General features: G+C 71.5%; 15 protein-coding genes and 1 tRNA gene. 6 read left to right on the top strand and 10 right to left on the bottom strand.

What is annotated here, in order from left to right; all coding sequences use genetic code 11:
* Positions 1 to 720: 720 nt before the first annotated feature.
* The 4 genes from mshC to H180DRAFT_RS24450 form a co-directional block, all read right to left on the bottom strand.
* Positions 721 to 1,950, bottom strand: a complete 1,230-nt coding sequence (gene mshC, locus H180DRAFT_RS24465; RefSeq protein ID WP_055488303.1) for a cysteine--1-D-myo-inosityl 2-amino-2-deoxy-alpha-D-glucopyranoside ligase — start codon at positions 1,948 to 1,950, stop codon at positions 721 to 723.
* Positions 1,951 to 2,069: 119 nt separating this feature from the next.
* Positions 2,070 to 3,077 (bottom strand): SCO1664 family protein, encoded by a 1,008-nt coding sequence (locus tag H180DRAFT_RS24460; protein ID WP_055488302.1) that lies wholly within the window; start codon positions 3,075 to 3,077, stop codon positions 2,070 to 2,072.
* On the bottom strand, positions 3,074 to 3,664 hold the full coding sequence (locus H180DRAFT_RS24455) for a DUF3090 domain-containing protein (protein WP_055488301.1): 591 nt from the start codon (positions 3,662 to 3,664) through the stop codon (positions 3,074 to 3,076). Before H180DRAFT_RS24455 ends, H180DRAFT_RS24460 begins: the two co-directional genes overlap by 4 nt.
* A gap of 68 nt (positions 3,665 to 3,732) precedes the next feature.
* Positions 3,733 to 4,503, bottom strand: coding sequence for a histidine phosphatase family protein (locus H180DRAFT_RS24450; protein WP_055488300.1), 771 nt, complete (start codon positions 4,501 to 4,503; stop codon positions 3,733 to 3,735).
* Positions 4,504 to 4,618: 115 nt separating this feature from the next.
* Between H180DRAFT_RS24450 and corA the strand changes: the two genes are divergently transcribed.
* Entirely contained in the window at positions 4,619 to 5,563 is a 945-nt protein-coding gene (gene corA, locus H180DRAFT_RS24445; protein ID WP_175437822.1) for a magnesium/cobalt transporter CorA, read from the top strand.
* Positions 5,564 to 5,740: 177 nt separating this feature from the next.
* Here corA and H180DRAFT_RS24440 read toward each other — a convergent pair whose 3' ends face one another.
* Positions 5,741 to 6,808 (bottom strand): LLM class F420-dependent oxidoreductase, encoded by a 1,068-nt coding sequence (locus H180DRAFT_RS24440; protein ID WP_055488298.1) that lies wholly within the window; start codon positions 6,806 to 6,808, stop codon positions 5,741 to 5,743.
* 75 nt (positions 6,809 to 6,883) lie between these two features.
* Here H180DRAFT_RS24440 and H180DRAFT_RS24435 point away from each other — a divergent pair, with 75 nt between their 5' ends.
* Both H180DRAFT_RS24435 and H180DRAFT_RS24430 read left to right on the top strand, forming a co-directional pair.
* On the top strand, positions 6,884 to 7,870 hold the full coding sequence (locus H180DRAFT_RS24435) for an aldo/keto reductase (protein ID WP_055488297.1): 987 nt from the start codon (positions 6,884 to 6,886) through the stop codon (positions 7,868 to 7,870).
* Positions 7,867 to 9,909 carry a helix-hairpin-helix domain-containing protein gene (locus tag H180DRAFT_RS24430; RefSeq protein ID WP_055488296.1) on the top strand — a complete coding sequence of 681 codons (2,043 nt, stop codon included), beginning with the start codon at positions 7,867 to 7,869 and terminating at the stop codon, positions 9,907 to 9,909. The genes H180DRAFT_RS24435 and H180DRAFT_RS24430 overlap by 4 nt, the downstream gene beginning before the upstream one ends.
* Positions 9,910 to 9,982: 73 nt before the next feature.
* Here the strand turns inward: H180DRAFT_RS24430 and H180DRAFT_RS24425 are convergent, their stop codons facing one another.
* Positions 9,983 to 10,654: a hypothetical protein gene (locus H180DRAFT_RS24425; protein WP_055488295.1), complete on the bottom strand. Its 672-nt coding sequence runs from the start codon at positions 10,652 to 10,654 to the stop codon at positions 9,983 to 9,985.
* Positions 10,655 to 10,701: 47 nt separating this feature from the next.
* Here H180DRAFT_RS24425 and H180DRAFT_RS24420 point away from each other — a divergent pair, with 47 nt between their 5' ends.
* A complete protein-coding gene (locus H180DRAFT_RS24420; RefSeq protein WP_037976561.1) occupies positions 10,702 to 10,890 on the top strand; it encodes a DUF5703 family protein in 189 nt (62 codons plus the stop codon).
* Between the two features lie 91 nt (positions 10,891 to 10,981).
* Here the strand turns inward: H180DRAFT_RS24420 and H180DRAFT_RS24415 are convergent, their stop codons facing one another.
* The 3 genes from H180DRAFT_RS24415 to H180DRAFT_RS24405 all read right to left on the bottom strand — a co-directional run bounded on the left by H180DRAFT_RS24415 (position 10,982) and on the right by H180DRAFT_RS24405 (position 13,636).
* Positions 10,982 to 11,689 carry a chaplin gene (locus H180DRAFT_RS24415; RefSeq protein WP_055488294.1) on the bottom strand — a complete coding sequence of 236 codons (708 nt, stop codon included), beginning with the start codon at positions 11,687 to 11,689 and terminating at the stop codon, positions 10,982 to 10,984.
* A 174-nt stretch (positions 11,690 to 11,863) separates the two neighbouring features.
* Positions 11,864 to 12,097, bottom strand: coding sequence for a chaplin (locus tag H180DRAFT_RS24410; protein WP_055488293.1), 234 nt, complete (start codon positions 12,095 to 12,097; stop codon positions 11,864 to 11,866).
* A gap of 204 nt (positions 12,098 to 12,301) precedes the next feature.
* The gene (locus tag H180DRAFT_RS24405; RefSeq protein ID WP_055488292.1) at positions 12,302 to 13,636 is read right to left on the bottom strand and encodes a M20/M25/M40 family metallo-hydrolase; all 1,335 of its coding nucleotides are present in this window, start codon (positions 13,634 to 13,636) and stop codon (positions 12,302 to 12,304) included.
* Between the two features lie 155 nt (positions 13,637 to 13,791).
* On the opposite strand from H180DRAFT_RS24405, the gene H180DRAFT_RS24400 reads away from it, so the two are divergent.
* A tRNA-Leu gene (locus tag H180DRAFT_RS24400) sits at positions 13,792 to 13,879 on the top strand.
* Positions 13,880 to 14,553: 674 nt separating this feature from the next.
* Positions 14,554 to 14,691, top strand: coding sequence for a hypothetical protein (locus H180DRAFT_RS29975; protein WP_159033604.1), 138 nt, complete (start codon positions 14,554 to 14,556; stop codon positions 14,689 to 14,691).
* A gap of 207 nt (positions 14,692 to 14,898) precedes the next feature.
* On the opposite strand, the gene rpsR is transcribed toward H180DRAFT_RS29975, so the two are convergent.
* Positions 14,899 to 15,135, bottom strand: a complete 237-nt coding sequence (rpsR, locus tag H180DRAFT_RS24395) for a 30S ribosomal protein S18 (protein ID WP_055488291.1) — start codon at positions 15,133 to 15,135, stop codon at positions 14,899 to 14,901.
* Positions 15,136 to 15,171 lie beyond the last annotated feature (36 nt).

Genomic DNA, 15,171 nt, shown 5'->3' with positions numbered 1-15,171 from the left:
CAAGGCTCGGCGCGCAGAGCAGGGCGAGCGGGACGGGGAAGACCCGGATGCCGGGACCGGCAGGGAGGCCGGTACGGGCGAGGACGCACACGCGGACAAGGACGCACATCCGGACAAGGACCCGCGCACGGGCAAGGACGCACATACGGACGAGGACGCCGGGGGCGACGGTGGCGCGGGGTCCGGCAAGCCTGCGAAGCCTGCCAGGCGCACCCGCGGCGCCTCCACCCGCTCCGGCAGCACGGGCGGAGCCGGCAAGGGCGGTTCGAGCAGCACGAGCAGTACGAGCGGCAGGAGCGGCGGCACCAGCGCCGAAAAGGGCACCCGGAGCACCGGCCGGACCGGCCGCAGCCGCAAGCCCGCCGCAGACTCCTCCAGGAACGAGGACGAGGAGCGGAACGCCAAGAGCGACGGCGAAGGCGGCAACGCGAAGAAGGGGAAGCCGGAGTCGTCCGCCGACGGGGGCCGCGGCGAGAGCGGAGACGGCGGCGCGAGCGGCAAGGACGCCCCGAGCCGCAACGACGGCAAGGACCGCAGAAGCGGCGGCGAGAACAGCGACAAGAACAGCGGCAACAGCAAGGACACCGGCGAGGAGTGAGCGCCGGACTCACGGCAAGGGCCGCCCGCCGCTCATCCGGCAGGGCGGCCCTTGCGCGTGAAGGCCGGGGCGGAGGCGGCGGCACGGGCCGCTCGCTTCCGCCCCGCACTGTGGGGCGGCGCCTACAGCGCGACCCCCAGCAGCGCGTCGACCGCTCGCGAGACCATGCCGGGAGCACCCTCGTCCGTGCCGCCTCCGGCTTCCTGCGCAGCCGCCCAGCGGTCGACGGCGGCAAGCGCTGCCGGTGAGTCGAGATCGTCCGCGAGTGCGGCACGGATCTCCTCCAGGACGTCGTCGGCCGGCGGCCCGTCGGGCCGTGAGACGGCGGCCCGCCAGCGCGCGAGCCTCGCACGGGCCTCGTCGAGACCGGCCGTCGTGTACTCCCAGTCCGACCGGTAGTGGTGGGCGAGCAGCGTGAGGCGGATCGCGGCGGGGTCGACGCCCTCACGCCGCAGCTGTGAGACGAAGACCAGATTGCCCTTGGACTTCGACATCTTCTCGCCGTCCAGGCCGACCATCCCGGCGTGCACGTACGTCTGCGCGAAGGGGTGCTCGCCGGTGAGCGCCTGCGCGTGCGAGGCGCCCATCTCGTGGTGCGGGAAGGCCAGATCGGAGCCGCCGCCCTGCACGTCGAAGCCCATGCCCAGGTGCTCCAGGGCGATGGCCACACACTCGATGTGCCAGCCGGGGCGGCCCGGGCCGAGCGATGCGCCGTCCCAGTGCGGTTCGCCTTCGCGGGCGGCGCGCCACAGCATCGGGTCGAGCGGACTCTTCTTGCCGGGGCGTTCCGGGTCGCCGCCGCGCTCGGCGGACAGGTGCCGCATGGTCTGCGCGTCGAGGCGGGAGACCTCGCCGAAGTGGGTGTCCGCGTCGACGGAGAAGTAGATGTCCCCGTCCAGTTCGTACGCGGCCCCCTGCTCCCGCAGTTGCTCGACGAGCGGGACCACGCGCGGAATCGACTCGACCGCACCGACGAACTGACGCGGAGGCAGAATCCGCAGAGCCGTCATGTCCTCCCGGAAGAGCGAGGTCTCGCGCTCCGCGAGCGCCGCCCACTCCTCGCCGGTGGCCCGGGCCCGCTCCAGGAGCGGATCGTCGATGTCGGTGACGTTCTGGATGTAGTGAACCTGCCGCTTGTTGTCGAGCCACACGCGCTGCACCAGGTCGAAGGCGTTGTAAGTGGCAGCGTGCCCAAGATGGGTGGCGTCGTACGGGGTGATCCCGCAGACGTACAGGCGGGCGACGGGGCCGGGGACCAGAGTGGCGCGGCCGTCCCTCGCGGTGTCGTGGATCTCGAGGTCGCGACCCTCGCCAGGCAGGGCGGGGACCTCGGAAGCGGGCCAGGCATGCATTCCTTGAGCCTAACCCGACCAGGGATTCGCCGTTCGGACGGGACTGCCGCACCCGGTCTCTTGCCTGCGGAGACGGCCCGACAGGCACTCCTGACCGGTCACCGCCGTGCTGTCGTGCGTCAGACGGGAGGCCACGGGATCGCAGGCCAGTCGCCGCCGGGCAGCGGGTGGCGGCCGGAGCTGATCAGTCCGTCGATCCGCTTGCGCAGCGCCTCCACTTCGGCCGCGGTGATCAGTTCTGACAGGCGCCCGGCGAGCGGCGCGCTCTCCGCCACCGCCGTGGCGAGCGCGCGCAGCGCGGCCGTCGCCTCCGAAGTCAGCTCCTCCCCCGCCCAACCCCACAGCAGGGTGCGGAGCTTGTCGTCCACGTGGAAGGAGACGCCGTGGTCGATGGCGTACAGCGCACCGGTGGGGAGAGTCAGCAGATGGCCGCCCTTGCGGTCGCCGTTGTTGATGACGGCGTCGATGACGGCAAGGCGGCGCAGCCGGTCGTCGTCGGCGTGAACGAGCAGCGCGGGCCGGGCACTTCCGGTTTCGACGTACCCGACGGGCTTCCAGCCCTCCCCAGGCTCCTCGCCGTCCACGATGGCGAGCAGTTCCTCGCCGCCGTGGCCGCCGTCCGGGCCGGAGGTCTCGCCGGCCGGGCCGCTCGCGTCCGGCCGGCCGGTGCCGGCTGCGTCCACGGTGCCCGCGCCGGCTTCGGCGTCCCCGGCGTCATCCGCGTCGCCCCCGTCCTCCGCGGCTGCGCCGGCGGGTTCGCTGTCCGGCAACGGCCCCACCCAGGCCTGGCACATCCCCTCTCCGTACGGGCCCTCCCGCAGCACCGTCGCCGGGATCAGGTCCCATCCGGTGGCGCGGGAGATCTCGTACGCGGCCACCTCGCGCTGTGCGAGCGTGCCGTCGGGGAAGTCCCACAGCGGGCGTTCACCCGCGACCGGCTTGTAGACGCACGGCACCCGGCGTCCCTCGTGCTCGACCTCGCCGAAGAGGACCGCGTTGGACGCCTGCCGGATCTGCCCGAGCACCAAGAGCGTGCCGGACTCCAGGAGGGCGCGCGTCTCCTCGGCCGCGGGCGCGAGGGCCGCCGCGTCCGGCGGTGGGTGACCGCAGTCGGCTGCCTGGTTCATTCGCCGCGCCGGTACCCGTTCTGACGCGGGCACACATGGCCCTCCGGGTCGAGGGGGAGGCTGCACAGCGGGCACGGCGGCCGGCCGGCGTTGACGACCTCGAGCGCTCGCTTGGCGAACGACCGGGCCATGGTGCCCTCCAGTCGTACGCGCAGCATGGGCGGCCCGTTCTCGTCGTCCTGGAGCAGTCGTTCCTCGGCGTCTGCGAGGTCCTCGTCGGAGTCCGCCTCCAACTCGACGACGGCCTGTGCCTCGACGACCATCCGTTCGCCGTCGCCGTCCCATGCGAGCGCCATGGTGCCGACGCGGAACTCTTCCTCGACGGGGGTCTCCAGGGGCTCCGTGTCGTCGAGTTCGGAGGGCGCGACGGCCGGCACGGGTGCGTTGCCGCCGGAGCGCCGCACCACCTCGTCCAGCAGTTCGTCGATCCGCTCGGCCAGCGCCTCGACCTGCGCCTTCTCCAGAGCGACACTGGTGGTCCGGCCCGAGGCCGACGCCTGGAGATAGAAGGTGCGCCGCCCTGGCAGCCCGACGGTACCGGCGATGAATCGGTCCGGCGGGTCGTAGAGGAACACCTGACGGGACACGTCCTGCTCCGTTGTCGTCGACGTCTATTCGGTCTACGGCACCCTACTGCCCGTGCCGATCTTCCTGCTCAGGCTCCGCCCCCGACGGTGGCATCGCTGCTGTGGCCGGGTGCCGCCTCCTGCACACCCGCACGGCCCGCCGGTCCTTCTTCCCCGCCGGCACCGCCTGCCCCGTCTGCCCCGTCCGCCTCTTCGGACGGCGGCTCCGGCGGTACGAGGGTGCCGAGTTCGCCGGTCTCGCCCAGCCGCAGCAGAAAGGGCCGCAGCGGCGTGTAGCGGATGACCGTGAGCGAGCACGGCCCGACGGCGATGCGCTGGAAGAGGTCCAGATGCATCCCGAGGGCGTCCGCCACGACCGACTTGATGATGTCCCCGTGGGAGCACATCGCGTACAGCGCGTCCGCCCCGTGCTCGGCCTCGATGCGCACGTTCCACTCGCGTACGGCCTCCACGGCACGCGCCTGCATGCCCCGCATCGACTCGCCGCCGGGAAAGGCCGCCGCCGAGGGATGCTGCTGCACCGTCGTCATCAGCGGCTCCTCGGAGAGCTCGGCCAGTTTGCGGCCGCTCCACTCTCCGTAGTCGCACTCGGAGATGCGCTCCTCCATGTGCACCGGGAGGTCCGGCAGTGCCTCGGCCAGGGGTTCGACGGTCTCGCGGCACCGGAGCAGGGGAGAGCTGACGACGGCCGCCAGCGGCAGGGCGTCCAGCCGCCCGGGAAGCTCTCCGGCCTGGGCCCGGCCGTGCTCGTCGAGGGCCACTCCCGGGGTGCGGCCCGCGAGCAGTCCCGAGGTGTTGGCGGTGGAACGGCCGTGCCGTACGAGGATGAGCGTGGGCATGCCTGCCAGCGTAGGTGAGCGTTCCACGGAGCCGGGCGGTGGTTGCATCGGCGGCTTCGGGGCACAATGACCAGTCGTGATCGTGGACTGCGCCATCTACCGGGACGGGCGCCGCATGGAGCGGCCGTCCGACTATTCCGACGCCCTCGACGAGGCCAGGACGAGTGGCGACGCCTTCCTGTGGATAGGCCTGCACGAGCCGACCGAGTCCGAATTCGACCTCGTCAGCAGCCAGTTCGGACTGCACCCGCTCGCCGTCGAGGACGCGCTCCACGCGCACCAGCGCCCCAAGCTCGAGGTCTACGCGGACTCACTGTTCCTGGTTCTGAAGCCCGTCCGCTACGACCAGTCCACCGCCACCCTCTCCACCGGCGAACTCATGCTGTTCGTCGGCGACTCGTTCGTGGTTTCGGTACGTCACGGGGAGACCAATCCGCTCGGTGCGGTGCGCGAGCGGCTGGAGCGCGAACCGGAGGTTCTCAAGCACGGTCCGACCGCCGTGATGTACGCGGTCAGCGACGCCATCGTGGACCAGTACGTCGAGGTGGGGGCCGATCTCCAGGTCAGCCTCGACGGGCTGGAGGAGGAGGTCTTCGCTCCGGAGGCTCAGGCGGCCAGGGACACCGCCGGCCGCATCTACACCTTCAAACGGCAGGTCCTGGGCTTCCGCCGGGCCACCGGTCCGCTCGCCGAACCTCTGGAGCGGCTGATGCGTCCCGGCGTCCCGTTCGTCCACGACGACTCGCGGCCCTTCTTCCGGGACGTGAGCGACCATCTGACCCGCGTCAACGAGCAGGTGGACGGCCTCGACCGGCTGCTGTCGGACATACTCAACGCGAACCTGGCGCAGATGTCCGTCCGGCAGAACGACAACATGCGGAAGATCTCTGCCTGGGCTGCCATGTTCGCCGTTCCGACAGCCATCGCCGGGATCTACGGGATGAACTTCGAGCACATGCCCGAGCTGAGCCATCCCTGGGCCTACCCGGTCGTGCTGGTGGTGATCCTGTCCGCATGTCTGCTGCTCTACCGCGTCTTCAAGCGCCGCGGCTGGATGTGAGGACCGGGGGCGTCTCGTGCTCCGCAAGGACGGCACCGGCCCTCACACGGGAGGAAACGCCCGCGTAACCCTTGCGCCCGCGGCGCGTTGAGCTGCGTAGCGGCCGTGGCGGGGAAGACCCCCGAGCCCCCTCCACGGCCGTCGGCATGCCCGCAGGGCGACGCTACGAGGCCGCTGCTAAGCCACTCCCGCCCGCTCCAGCGCCTCGACTCCCGCCCGCAGCCCCGCGATGCGCTCCTCCAGTGCGAAACCGGCGGGAGCGAGGGAGAGCGTGGTCACTCCGGCCTCGGCGTAGGCGCGCATCCGGTCGGCGATGCGGTCGACGGGGCCCACGAGGGTGGTGGAGTCGATCAGTTCGTGCGGGACCGCCGCTGCCGCCGCGTCCTTCTCGCCCGCCAGGTACTTGTCCTGGATCTCGGCGGCCTCCTTCTCGTATCCCATCCGCTGTGCGAGCCGGTTGTAGAAGTTCTGCTTGCGGCTGCCCATCCCGCCGACGTAGAGCGCCGTGTACGGGCGGAACTGGTCGGCCAGCGCGCGGACGTCTTCCCCCACGGCCATCGGGACGGTCGGGCAGACGTCGAAGTCCCCGAGCCCCCCGCTCCCGCCGGTGCCCTTGCCGGCCTTCTCCCGTCCGGCCCGCAGGTACTGCAGAGTGGTCTCCTCGGCGTGCTCGGGCGAGTAGAAGATCAGCAGCGCGCCGTCGGCGATCTCGCCCGTCTGCTCGAGGTTCTTGGGGCCGATCGCCGCGATGTAGAGCGGGATCTCCTCGCGCACCGGGTGCACGGTGAGCTTGATGGGCTTACCCGGCCCGTCGGGCAGCGGAAGGGTCCAGTGCCGCCCCTGGTGGCTGAGTCGCTCGCGGGACATGGCCTTGCGGATGATCTCCACGTACTCACGGGTGCGGGAGAGCGGCTTGTCGAACTTCACGCCGTACCAGCCCTCGGAGACCTGCGGCCCGGAGACGCCCAGGCCCAGCCGGAAGCGCCCGCCGGAGAGCGAGTCGAGGGTGGCCGCCGTCATGGCGGTCATCGCGGGCGTACGGGCGGGGATCTGGAAGATGCCGGAGCCGACGTCGATGCGTTCGGTCTGGGCTGCCACCCATGACAGGACGGTGGGAGCGTCCGAGCCGTAGGCCTCGGCGGCCCAGCACACGGAGTAGCCAAGGCGGTCCGCCTCCTGCGCGACGGCGAGGTTGTCCGCGTCCATCCCCGCACCCCAGTAGCCGAGGTTGATACCGAGCCGCATGCGGGCCCCCTTACTGATCAGTAACGTCACTGTCCCGGGGACTCTAGCGCGAGCCCGCAAGTAACCTCAACGCCCATGGAGGCAAGGCACCTCGGCCGTACCGGCCTGCGCGTATCCCGCATCGGCCTCGGCACCCTCACCTGGGCCCGGGACACCGGCGAGAGGGACGCGGCAGATCAGCTCAAGACGTTCTGGGAAGCCGGCGGCACTCTGGTCGACACGGCCGACGTCTACGCGGACGGCGGCGCCGAATATCTCCTGGGCAGGCTGCTGGAAGGGCTCGTGCCGCGGCGCGAGATGGTGATCGCCACCAAGGCCGGAAGCGTTCCCGACCCCTACCGCCGCTTCGACTGCTCACGCGGGCATCTGCTCGCCGCCCTCGACGCCTCCCTGGAGAGGCTGCGCACCGACTACGTCGACCTGTGGCAGGTGCACGCCTTCGATCCGGCGACGCCGCTCGACGAAACGCTCCAGGCCCTGGACATCGCGGTCAGCACGGGCCGCGCCCGCTACGTGGGCATCTCCAACTTCAGCGGATGGCAGCTCGCCAAGGCCGCCACCTGGCAGCTCGCGGTTCCCGGCGCGCGTGCCCGGCTGGCGAGCACGCAGATGGAGTACTCACTGCTCCAGCGTGGCGTGGAGCGTGAACTGCTGCCCGCCGCACTCGACTTGGGCCTCGGCCTGCTGCCCTCCTCACCGCTGGGGAGGGGCGTGCTCACAGGCAAGTACCGCCGCACCGAGCCGCCGGAGGACTCCCGCGGAGCCTCCGAGCATCTGGCGCCGTTCGTCGCCCCGTACCTCGACGAGACCGCAGGGCTGATCGTCGACGCCGTCACCACCGCTGCGGACGGCCTGGCCGTCTCACCCCTGCAGGTCGCCCTGGCCTGGGTACGGGACCGTCCGGGCGTCACGGCGCCGGTCGTCGGGGCGCGCACGGCCGCGCAGCTCACGGAGGCGCTGTCAGTGGAGGCCCTTACTCTTCCTGACGAGATCTGCCGCGCGCTGGACGATGTCTCGGCGCCGGTGCACCGCTACCCCGACCAGGACTGGAGCGAGCTGTGACGGACGACAAGGCAGCCGAACTCCTCGCTGCGGTAAGGGCGGTGGAGAGCGGCGAGCGCTCCGCCGCGTCCTTCTTCACCGAGCCCGGGAAGCCGCAGGCCGCCCCACGCCCGGAACCATCCGCCGCCCCGCGGCCGGCGCCTGCGGACGTCGCCGCCCGTCGCGGCCCCGCAGCCGTCCCCGACGGGCTGCGCGAGGTGCTTGCAGAGGGCGGCGCACCCGAGGCGCTGGCTCCCCGCGTCGCCGAAGTCCTCGGCGACCGGTCAGGCGACCTGCTGCGCTCCGACCCGTGGCAGCTGCTCGCCGTTCCGGGCGTGCGGCCCGAACAGGCGGACGGCTTCGCCCGCGCACTGCTGGGCGAGGCGGGCGGTCCCGGTGACGAACGGCGCACCCGGGCGCTCGTGTTGTGGCTGCTGGAGCGCGCGGCGCTGGCGGGGCACACGGCCCTGGAACCCGCGGCCCTCGCAAAGGGCCTCTCCGGATACGCGGTTCCGGAGCCCGACGAGGCGGTGCGGTCGGCCGTCGACGCGGGAGCGGTCCTCGTCTTCGAGGACGCGTTGGACACCATGCCCCAGGGGGCGCTTCCGGCCGCCGGCCAGGACGAGCAGGAAGCAGGGGAGGCCCGTCCCGTGCGGATTCTGCTGGGCCTGGACCACTGTGCGCTGGCGGAGGAGAGCCTCGCGGACGGGCTGGGGCGAGTGATCAGTACCGCGGCCCGGCCCGGCGCGCCGGGTGAGAGGGGCCCCGATGAGTGGGAGAGCGCCGCTGCCGGTGCTCCCTCGGCGTCCGCGGCGGAGCTGATCCGTGCGGTGGCCGGACACGCCCTGGTCGTCCACACCGGCGGCGAGGCGGCCCGCGCCGAACCGGCCGCACTGCTCACCGCCGCCGGTCAGTTGGGGCTCCGTGCCTGCGCCGCTGCGCACACCGCCGGCGGACGCGAGCGCCTCGCACGCCTCATGCCGGACCCGGACCGTGCGGAGAGCGCCGCGAGCGAGCGGCCACGCCACCCGGTCGTCACCGTCGCCGGGCTGCTCGACGGCCGCGAGGGACCCGGCCGGGACGGGGAGGGTGCCTGGGCGCTCGATCTCCTGATCGTCTGCGACGCCCCCCAGCTCGACGCGGAGACCGCCGCGGCCCTCGTGGAGTCCCTGCCGGACGGGGCCAGGCTGGTTCTGAGCGGCGATCCGAACGTGCTCGGCTCCTCCGGGCCGGGCCAGGTCTTCGCCGACGTCCTCGCCTCCGGCTCCTGTCCGCACATCGCGTCGCGCACGCCGGACCCGGGCCCCGTCGGCGAGCTCGTCTCGGGCATCAGCATCGGCGAGCTGAACCAGGTCGACGCCCCCGGCAAGGAGGTCGTCATCGTCCCGGTGCGGGATGCGGGTGAGGCAGTGCACCGCACCGTCCAGCTGGTCGCCGACTCCGTACCCAGGGCGATCGGTGTCCCCTCCGGCGACACCCAGGTGATCACCACCGGCCACGGCGGAGCGGCGGGGACCCGGGCGCTGAACGCCGCTCTCAAGGAGCGGCTCCATCCCGGCCCCGGGCGCTTCGACGGCTTCGACCCGGGTGACCGTGTCGTCCACACCCCCTCACGTGGCCGTGCGACGCCGGCAGTGGTCGTCTCCGGAGAGGAGGAGGGGCTGCGGCTGGAGCACCTGTCCACGGGGGAGCGCGTCGTCGTCGCGCGTGACCGCGTCGCAGACGAGGTCCGGCACGGCTGGGCGGTCACGGCCCATCAGGCGGTGGGGATGAACTGGCCAGCCGTGGTGGCGGTACTGCCGGGCGACGCGGCCGGCGACCTCACCCGCGAGTGGGTCTACACCGCCTTCGGGAGGGCTGAGAGGCATCTGTCCGTCGTCCACGGCGTGGAGGACGCGCTCCCGAAGGCCGTCGCCTCGGTGACGGCCCCGGCTCGCACCACGCGGCTGCGGGCCCTGCTCACACAGTCCGCCCGCGCGGCGGAAGCCGCCCGGACCGCCCAGGCGGGACGGGGCGCGGCCGGCATGCAGGACGATCAGCCGCAGGTCGGCCCGGCGTAGCGCGGACTCCCCCAGCACGAGCAGGCGCTGCGGGAGCGGCGGCGTTCCGCGTGCCGCGGCGCCGCCCGCCCCGTCACTCTTCGTCGTCCAGCTCGATGTCGGCCTCGTCGAAGACGGAGCTGACGTCGAAGCGGCAGATCACCCTTTCGGGGTCGGCCTGCTCGAACGGCGCGGTCAGCCACTCCCCCGGCTCGGCCGGTTCCTCTGCCGCGGCCACCCACAGCGTCGAGTCGCCTTCTTCGAGACCGAATTCCTTGTGCCGTGTGGCGATCTCGTCGGCCTCGTACTCCCCGAAGAGGACGCCGAGCGCGGCGGGCACGCTGCTGCCCGCCGACGTTGCGGCGGCGGTGTCCTCGTCCGCCGAATCCGGGTCGAGGTCGGTGACGCGCTGAGCCTGCGAGAGCAGCCGCTGCGGATGGACGACGGTGTAGTCGCGCCGGATCAGGACGCTCAGCGCGCTGGGGACCTCGGGCCCCTTGTAGGCGGGCATCGAGTCACCCCCGGGGATCTCGAATGGAGTGACCTCGTCATAGGTTTCGTAGAGCAGCTCGTCGTAGGCCTCGCCCGCGGCGGCAAGTTCGTCGAAGGCGGAGTAGACGGCGCCGTCGGAATCGCCGTCCCCGGCGTCTTTCCCAGCGCCCTCCGCCCTTCGCTCGACCGCTTCGAGGTGCCGGTCCAGCGCGGCTTTCACCGCTTCGGCGGCGGCGCGTACGTCGGCAGCGGTGGGCTGCTCAGCATCAGACATAGTGCAGACGCTATCCGGATCGGTCCTCTGCCCGCACAATAGATGAGATGCCGGAATACGAATTTCGCGATGTGTACGTTCCTCGCGGGGTGTCCCGCAAGGCCGCGACCCGACTTCTGACCGACCATGCCGAGTACGGGCACTGGGAGTTGGCCCGTACACGGCTCTATCCCGACGGCAGCCGCAGGGTTCGGCTGCGCCGCCGGATCATCCGCCAGCTGCACGCGACCTGGTGAGCCTCCTGGCCGGAGGAGGCGACGGGACAAGGCAGCGGAGCGGGCCCCACCCGTGTGGTGCCCGCTCCGCTGTCTTTCAGGCTGTCTCTACTCAGCGCTGCGCGAGCCGCGCGGCACGACGGTAGAGGACGAAGCCGCCGACCAGCAGGCCCGCGCTGAGCGGCACGCCGATACCGATCATCTCGCCGGCGCCGGTTTGCGCCAGCTCGCTCATCGGCTCGGACTGGGTCCGCACGTCCGAGGTCGGAGTGTCGTCGCCGGAGCCCCCGGGGTTGTCGGGACCGGGGTTGTCCGGGCCGGGGTTGTCCGGGCCCGGGTTGTCGGGACCGGGGTTGTCCGGCCCCGGGTCGTCCGGGCCCGGGTTGTCGGGCCCGTCGTCGCCGGGCGGCGTCGTCTCGGCGCCGCCGCCGCAGTCGGCCGATGCGGGACTGCCCTCGCCGACCGCGTTGATGCCGTTGCCGCACACGTTGACCGGGACGTCGATCGGCGCCTGGATGTTGTTGCCGGAGCCGATGCCCTCCGAGTTCCCGGAGCTGCCGCTGACGCTGGTCGACCCGCCGCCGCCGCAGCTGGTGCCGGACGCCGAATTGAGAGCCCCGAGGACGGTCACGGTGTTCCCGCACACGTTGATCGGGGCGCTGATGGGCGCCTGGACGTTGTTGCCCGAAAGCACTCCGCCCGAGTTCCCGGCGGTTCCCTGAACCGCCGAGTCCGCGAACGCAGTTCCTCCCGAGAACGTGGCGAGCACGCCGCCCGCCGCGGCTACGGTGATCAGGCCTTTTCTTGTGACCTGTCGCATGGTTCTGATTCCCCTGCCTTGCTATCTGCCAGTGGTGTTACAAGGGCACACAAGGGGGGATTGGATTCGTGGATTCCGCGTATCCGCCCCCCGGAAAGCCCAGCCGGCACCGCGGCCGCCGAACGGCGCGCCCGGCCGGCCGGACTTCGCTTCCTCATGCGTTGAGGGATGACCTCAGTTGCCGGTGCAGGCGCTGCCGGCGGCCGGGTTCATCCACCCGAGCACGGATACCGTGTTGCCGCAGACGTTCGCGGAGACATCGACCGGGGCCTGGATGTTGTTGCCGGAGACCAGGCCGGATGAACTCCCGGTCGTCCCCTGCAAGCCCTGGTCGGCAGCGGCGATGCCCGCACCCGCGAACATCAGACCACCGGCGGCAGCCGCGACAGCGGCGACCTTCTTGATCATGAATTCCTCCTCGTTGGCGTGCAGTTCAAACCTCGAACCGCATCACCTGTAACGAAGATGGAGGAATCGGGGTACGAGCCGACGCGGGCATTCACCCTTTCCGGGTGCTTGCGCACAAGAGCTCGAATCCACGGCAGCGGGCGGGAGAGCGCGGAGTGCAGCAGAGCGAACCGCCTTCTCCCCCGCCCGTACGGACGGTTCAGCTCAGCACTGGTCGAGGAAGCGGTCCAGCACGCGGACACCGAACTTCAGACCGTCGACCGGCACCCGCTCGTCGACGCCGTGGAACATTCCCGCGAAGTCGAGCTCCGGCGGGAGCTTCAGCGGAGCGAACCCGAAGCACCGGATACCCAGGTCGTCGAAGGACTTGGCGTCCGTGCCGCCGGAGAGCATGTACGGCACCGCCCGCGCGGCCGGGTCCTCGGCCTTCAGGGAGGCCTGCATCGCGTCCACCAGCGCACCGTCGAAGCTCGTCTCCAGCGCCTTGTCGGCGTGGACGTCCTCGCGCTGCACGCGCGGCCCGAGGACCCGGTCCAGATCGGCGAGGAACTCCTCCTCGTGTCCCGGCAGGAAGCGGCCGTCGACATGCGCGGTGGCCTGACCCGGGATGACGTTGACCTTGTAGCCCGCGCCGAGCTGGGTGGGTGCCGCGGTGTTCTGCAGGGTGGCGCCGATGATCTTCGCGATGCCGCCGAGCTTGGCGAGCGTCTCCTCCATGTCCTCGGGGTCGAGTTCGGTGCCGAGCGCGTCGGAGAGCTCGTCCAGGAAGGAACGCACGGTCTTGGTGACGCGGACGGGGAACTTGTGCCGTCCCAACCGGCCCACGGCTTCGCACAGTTCGGTGATGGCGTTGTCGTTGTTGGTCATCGACCCGTGCCCGGCGGTGCCGTCGACCGTGAGCCGCATCCAGTGCATGCCCTTCTGGGCCGTCTCCACCAGATACAGGCGCAGGTCCTCGTTGACCGTGAACGAGAAGCCGCCGACCTCACCGATGGCCTCGGTCACCCCCTCGAAGAGGTCCCGGTGGTTGTCGACCAGGTGCCGGGCCCCGTAGAGGCCGCCGGCCTCCTCGTCGGCGAGGAACGCCAGCACCACGTCGCGCGGAGGCCTGCGGCCGGCGCGCAGCCGGTCCCGTACGACGGCGAGGGTCATCGCGTCCATGTCCTTCATGTCGACGGCGCCGCGCCCCCACACGCAGCCGTCGGCGATCTCCCCCGAGAAGGGATCGTGCGTCCAGTCCTCCGCGTTGGCGGGCACGACGTCCGTGTGTCCGTGGATGAGCAGCGCGGGGCGGGAGGAGTCCTCCCCGGCGATGCGGGCGACGGTGGAGGCCCGGCCGGGCCGGGACTCGAAGATCTCCGGTTCCAGGCCGACCTCGGCCAGTTTCTCCGCGACGTACTCCGCGGCGGCCCGCTCCCCCGGGCCCTCGTTGCCGCCGTAATTGCTGGTGTCGATCCTGATGAGGTCACGGCAGAGTTCGACGACCTCACTCTCGGCGCTCGCTCCGCCACCGGCCGGTGCAGGGGTCGACTGGTTCACGCTGCCTCCTCGTATCGCCGCGGGGTCCGCCCCCATACTCCCGCTTACGGTGCGCCTTCCCAAGGGCGGGGAGCGGGAGCCGGGGGTGATCGGTGCCGCGGGATCCAGTGTTAAAGTTGGCTCTGGCCGCACGCCCATGGCGGGCGGCGCACCTTGTCGGGGTGGCGGAATGGCAGACGCGCTAGCTTGAGGTGCTAGTGCCCTTTACAGGGCGTGGGGGTTCAAGTCCCCCTCCCGACACCAACTGGAGCCCCTGTCGATCAGGGGCTTTCTCCTTGTCTCCGTATCGCGTGGCCAACCACGTGCCCAGCAGGGCTGATCTTGCTCGGCCCGGCTGGAAACCTGGTCCCCGGCGCTGGAAGCAGCCATCGTCGTGGCGCCCTCTTTGCGGCGCCTGCGGCGACGGCCCGTGCGGAGCGGGCGAGGCTTCATCGCTGCCCAGACGCCGGAAAGCCCGTGATCGCCCCCGCCCCTCGGCCATCTGCTCACGCCTCGTGGCCGCAACGGGGAGACCGGGCACGGCCGAACGCGATGACACAGCAAGTACCCGCAGCTGTTGCATTGTTGATTCGGCGTCAGAGGCTGACGGCACGAGGAGCCGTCTCGCAAGTTCCTCGAAGAGCGGGCCCGGGGCGCCGGGCGGCCGTCGACCTCCGTCGACGGGGCGCAGCCGGCCGGCCGTGCCGCAGTAGAGCATCTCCTCCTGCGGACCGGTCCTGGCTCGTGCCGACACGAATCCTTCCGGTGTTCGCCGGCGTCCTCACCCAGCACAAGGGCCTCGCCCATTTCGCGTCCATGCCCGCTCCGGGCACCGAGGAAGGCGGTCTGCGTGCCATGCTGACGGGCCACCTGCGGGCCGAGCGCAACTGGGCCGCATCTCGGCGGAGGCCAGGGCGGACGCCGCCGCAACCATGATCATGGGTGGTTGCCACGAACTCATCCTCCCGCGCTTCTTCCACCCCGGCGCCACCGCTTCGGAACCCCTCGTCATCCCCCCGGACTTCGTCGACGACCTGGTCTCGACGGTGATGCACGGGATCGCGCCCGCCAACTGACCGTTCGTGAAGCGGTGCGGCAGTGGAACGCTGCGAGGCAACAGTGCCTGGGCCGGAACAGGCCGCCGGCCGCGCGTTCGGGAACAGCTCCCTCCGCTGGGGCAGGAGCTCCCGGCGCACGGGGCTATCTCCCTGTGAATCAACTTTGGGGCGGGGGAAACGCGGCCGCGGGGAGCATGGCCCGCTCATCCCTCGCCGGCGGCGGGTTCAGCGGGTGCCGTATGGCAGCAGCGCCATCTCGCGGGCGTTCTTGATCGCCCGTGCCAGCTGCCGCTGTTGCTGGGCGGACACGCGCGTGACGCGGCGGCTGCGGATCTTGCCCCTGTCGGAGATGAACTTCCGCAGGAGATCGGTGTCCTTGTAGTCGATGTAGGTGATGCCGGCCCGGTCCAGGGGATTCCGGCGGGGCCTGGCGGACTTGCGGGAGGCGTCGGGACGTGGCATGGGGTCTCCAAGGGTGTGCGGCGGTACGGGCGCCGG

It is taken from the genome of Streptomyces sp. WMMB 322, assembly GCF_900090145.1.
Taxonomy (GTDB): Bacteria; Actinomycetota; Actinomycetes; order Streptomycetales; family Streptomycetaceae; genus Streptomyces.
This window is presented reverse-complemented; position numbering and strand designations above follow the sequence as displayed.

What these genes read in the sequence shown, in the direction of transcription:
- mshC (WP_055488303.1), bottom strand. Translation starts at nt 1,950, where the DNA reads ATGCATGCCTGGCCCGCTTCCGAGGTCCCCGCCCTGCCTGGCGAGGGT.
- H180DRAFT_RS24460 (WP_055488302.1), bottom strand. Translation starts at nt 3,077, where the DNA reads ATGAACCAGGCAGCCGACTGCGGTCACCCACCGCCGGACGCGGCGGCC.
- H180DRAFT_RS24450 (WP_055488300.1), bottom strand. Translation starts at nt 4,503, where the DNA reads ATGCCCACGCTCATCCTCGTACGGCACGGCCGTTCCACCGCCAACACC.
- corA (WP_175437822.1), top strand. Translation starts at nt 4,619, where the DNA reads ATGGAGCGGCCGTCCGACTATTCCGACGCCCTCGACGAGGCCAGGACG.
- H180DRAFT_RS24440 (WP_055488298.1), bottom strand. Translation starts at nt 6,808, where the DNA reads ATGCGGCTCGGTATCAACCTCGGCTACTGGGGTGCGGGGATGGACGCG.
- H180DRAFT_RS24435 (WP_055488297.1), top strand. Translation starts at nt 6,884, where the DNA reads ATGGAGGCAAGGCACCTCGGCCGTACCGGCCTGCGCGTATCCCGCATC.
- H180DRAFT_RS24425 (WP_055488295.1), bottom strand. Translation starts at nt 10,654, where the DNA reads ATGTCTGATGCTGAGCAGCCCACCGCTGCCGACGTACGCGCCGCCGCC.
- H180DRAFT_RS24420 (WP_037976561.1), top strand. Translation starts at nt 10,702, where the DNA reads ATGCCGGAATACGAATTTCGCGATGTGTACGTTCCTCGCGGGGTGTCC.
- H180DRAFT_RS24415 (WP_055488294.1), bottom strand. Translation starts at nt 11,689, where the DNA reads ATGCGACAGGTCACAAGAAAAGGCCTGATCACCGTAGCCGCGGCGGGC.
- H180DRAFT_RS24410 (WP_055488293.1), bottom strand. Translation starts at nt 12,097, where the DNA reads ATGATCAAGAAGGTCGCCGCTGTCGCGGCTGCCGCCGGTGGTCTGATG.
- H180DRAFT_RS29975 (WP_159033604.1), top strand. Translation starts at nt 14,554, where the DNA reads ATGGGTGGTTGCCACGAACTCATCCTCCCGCGCTTCTTCCACCCCGGC.
- rpsR (WP_055488291.1), bottom strand. Translation starts at nt 15,135, where the DNA reads ATGCCACGTCCCGACGCCTCCCGCAAGTCCGCCAGGCCCCGCCGGAAT.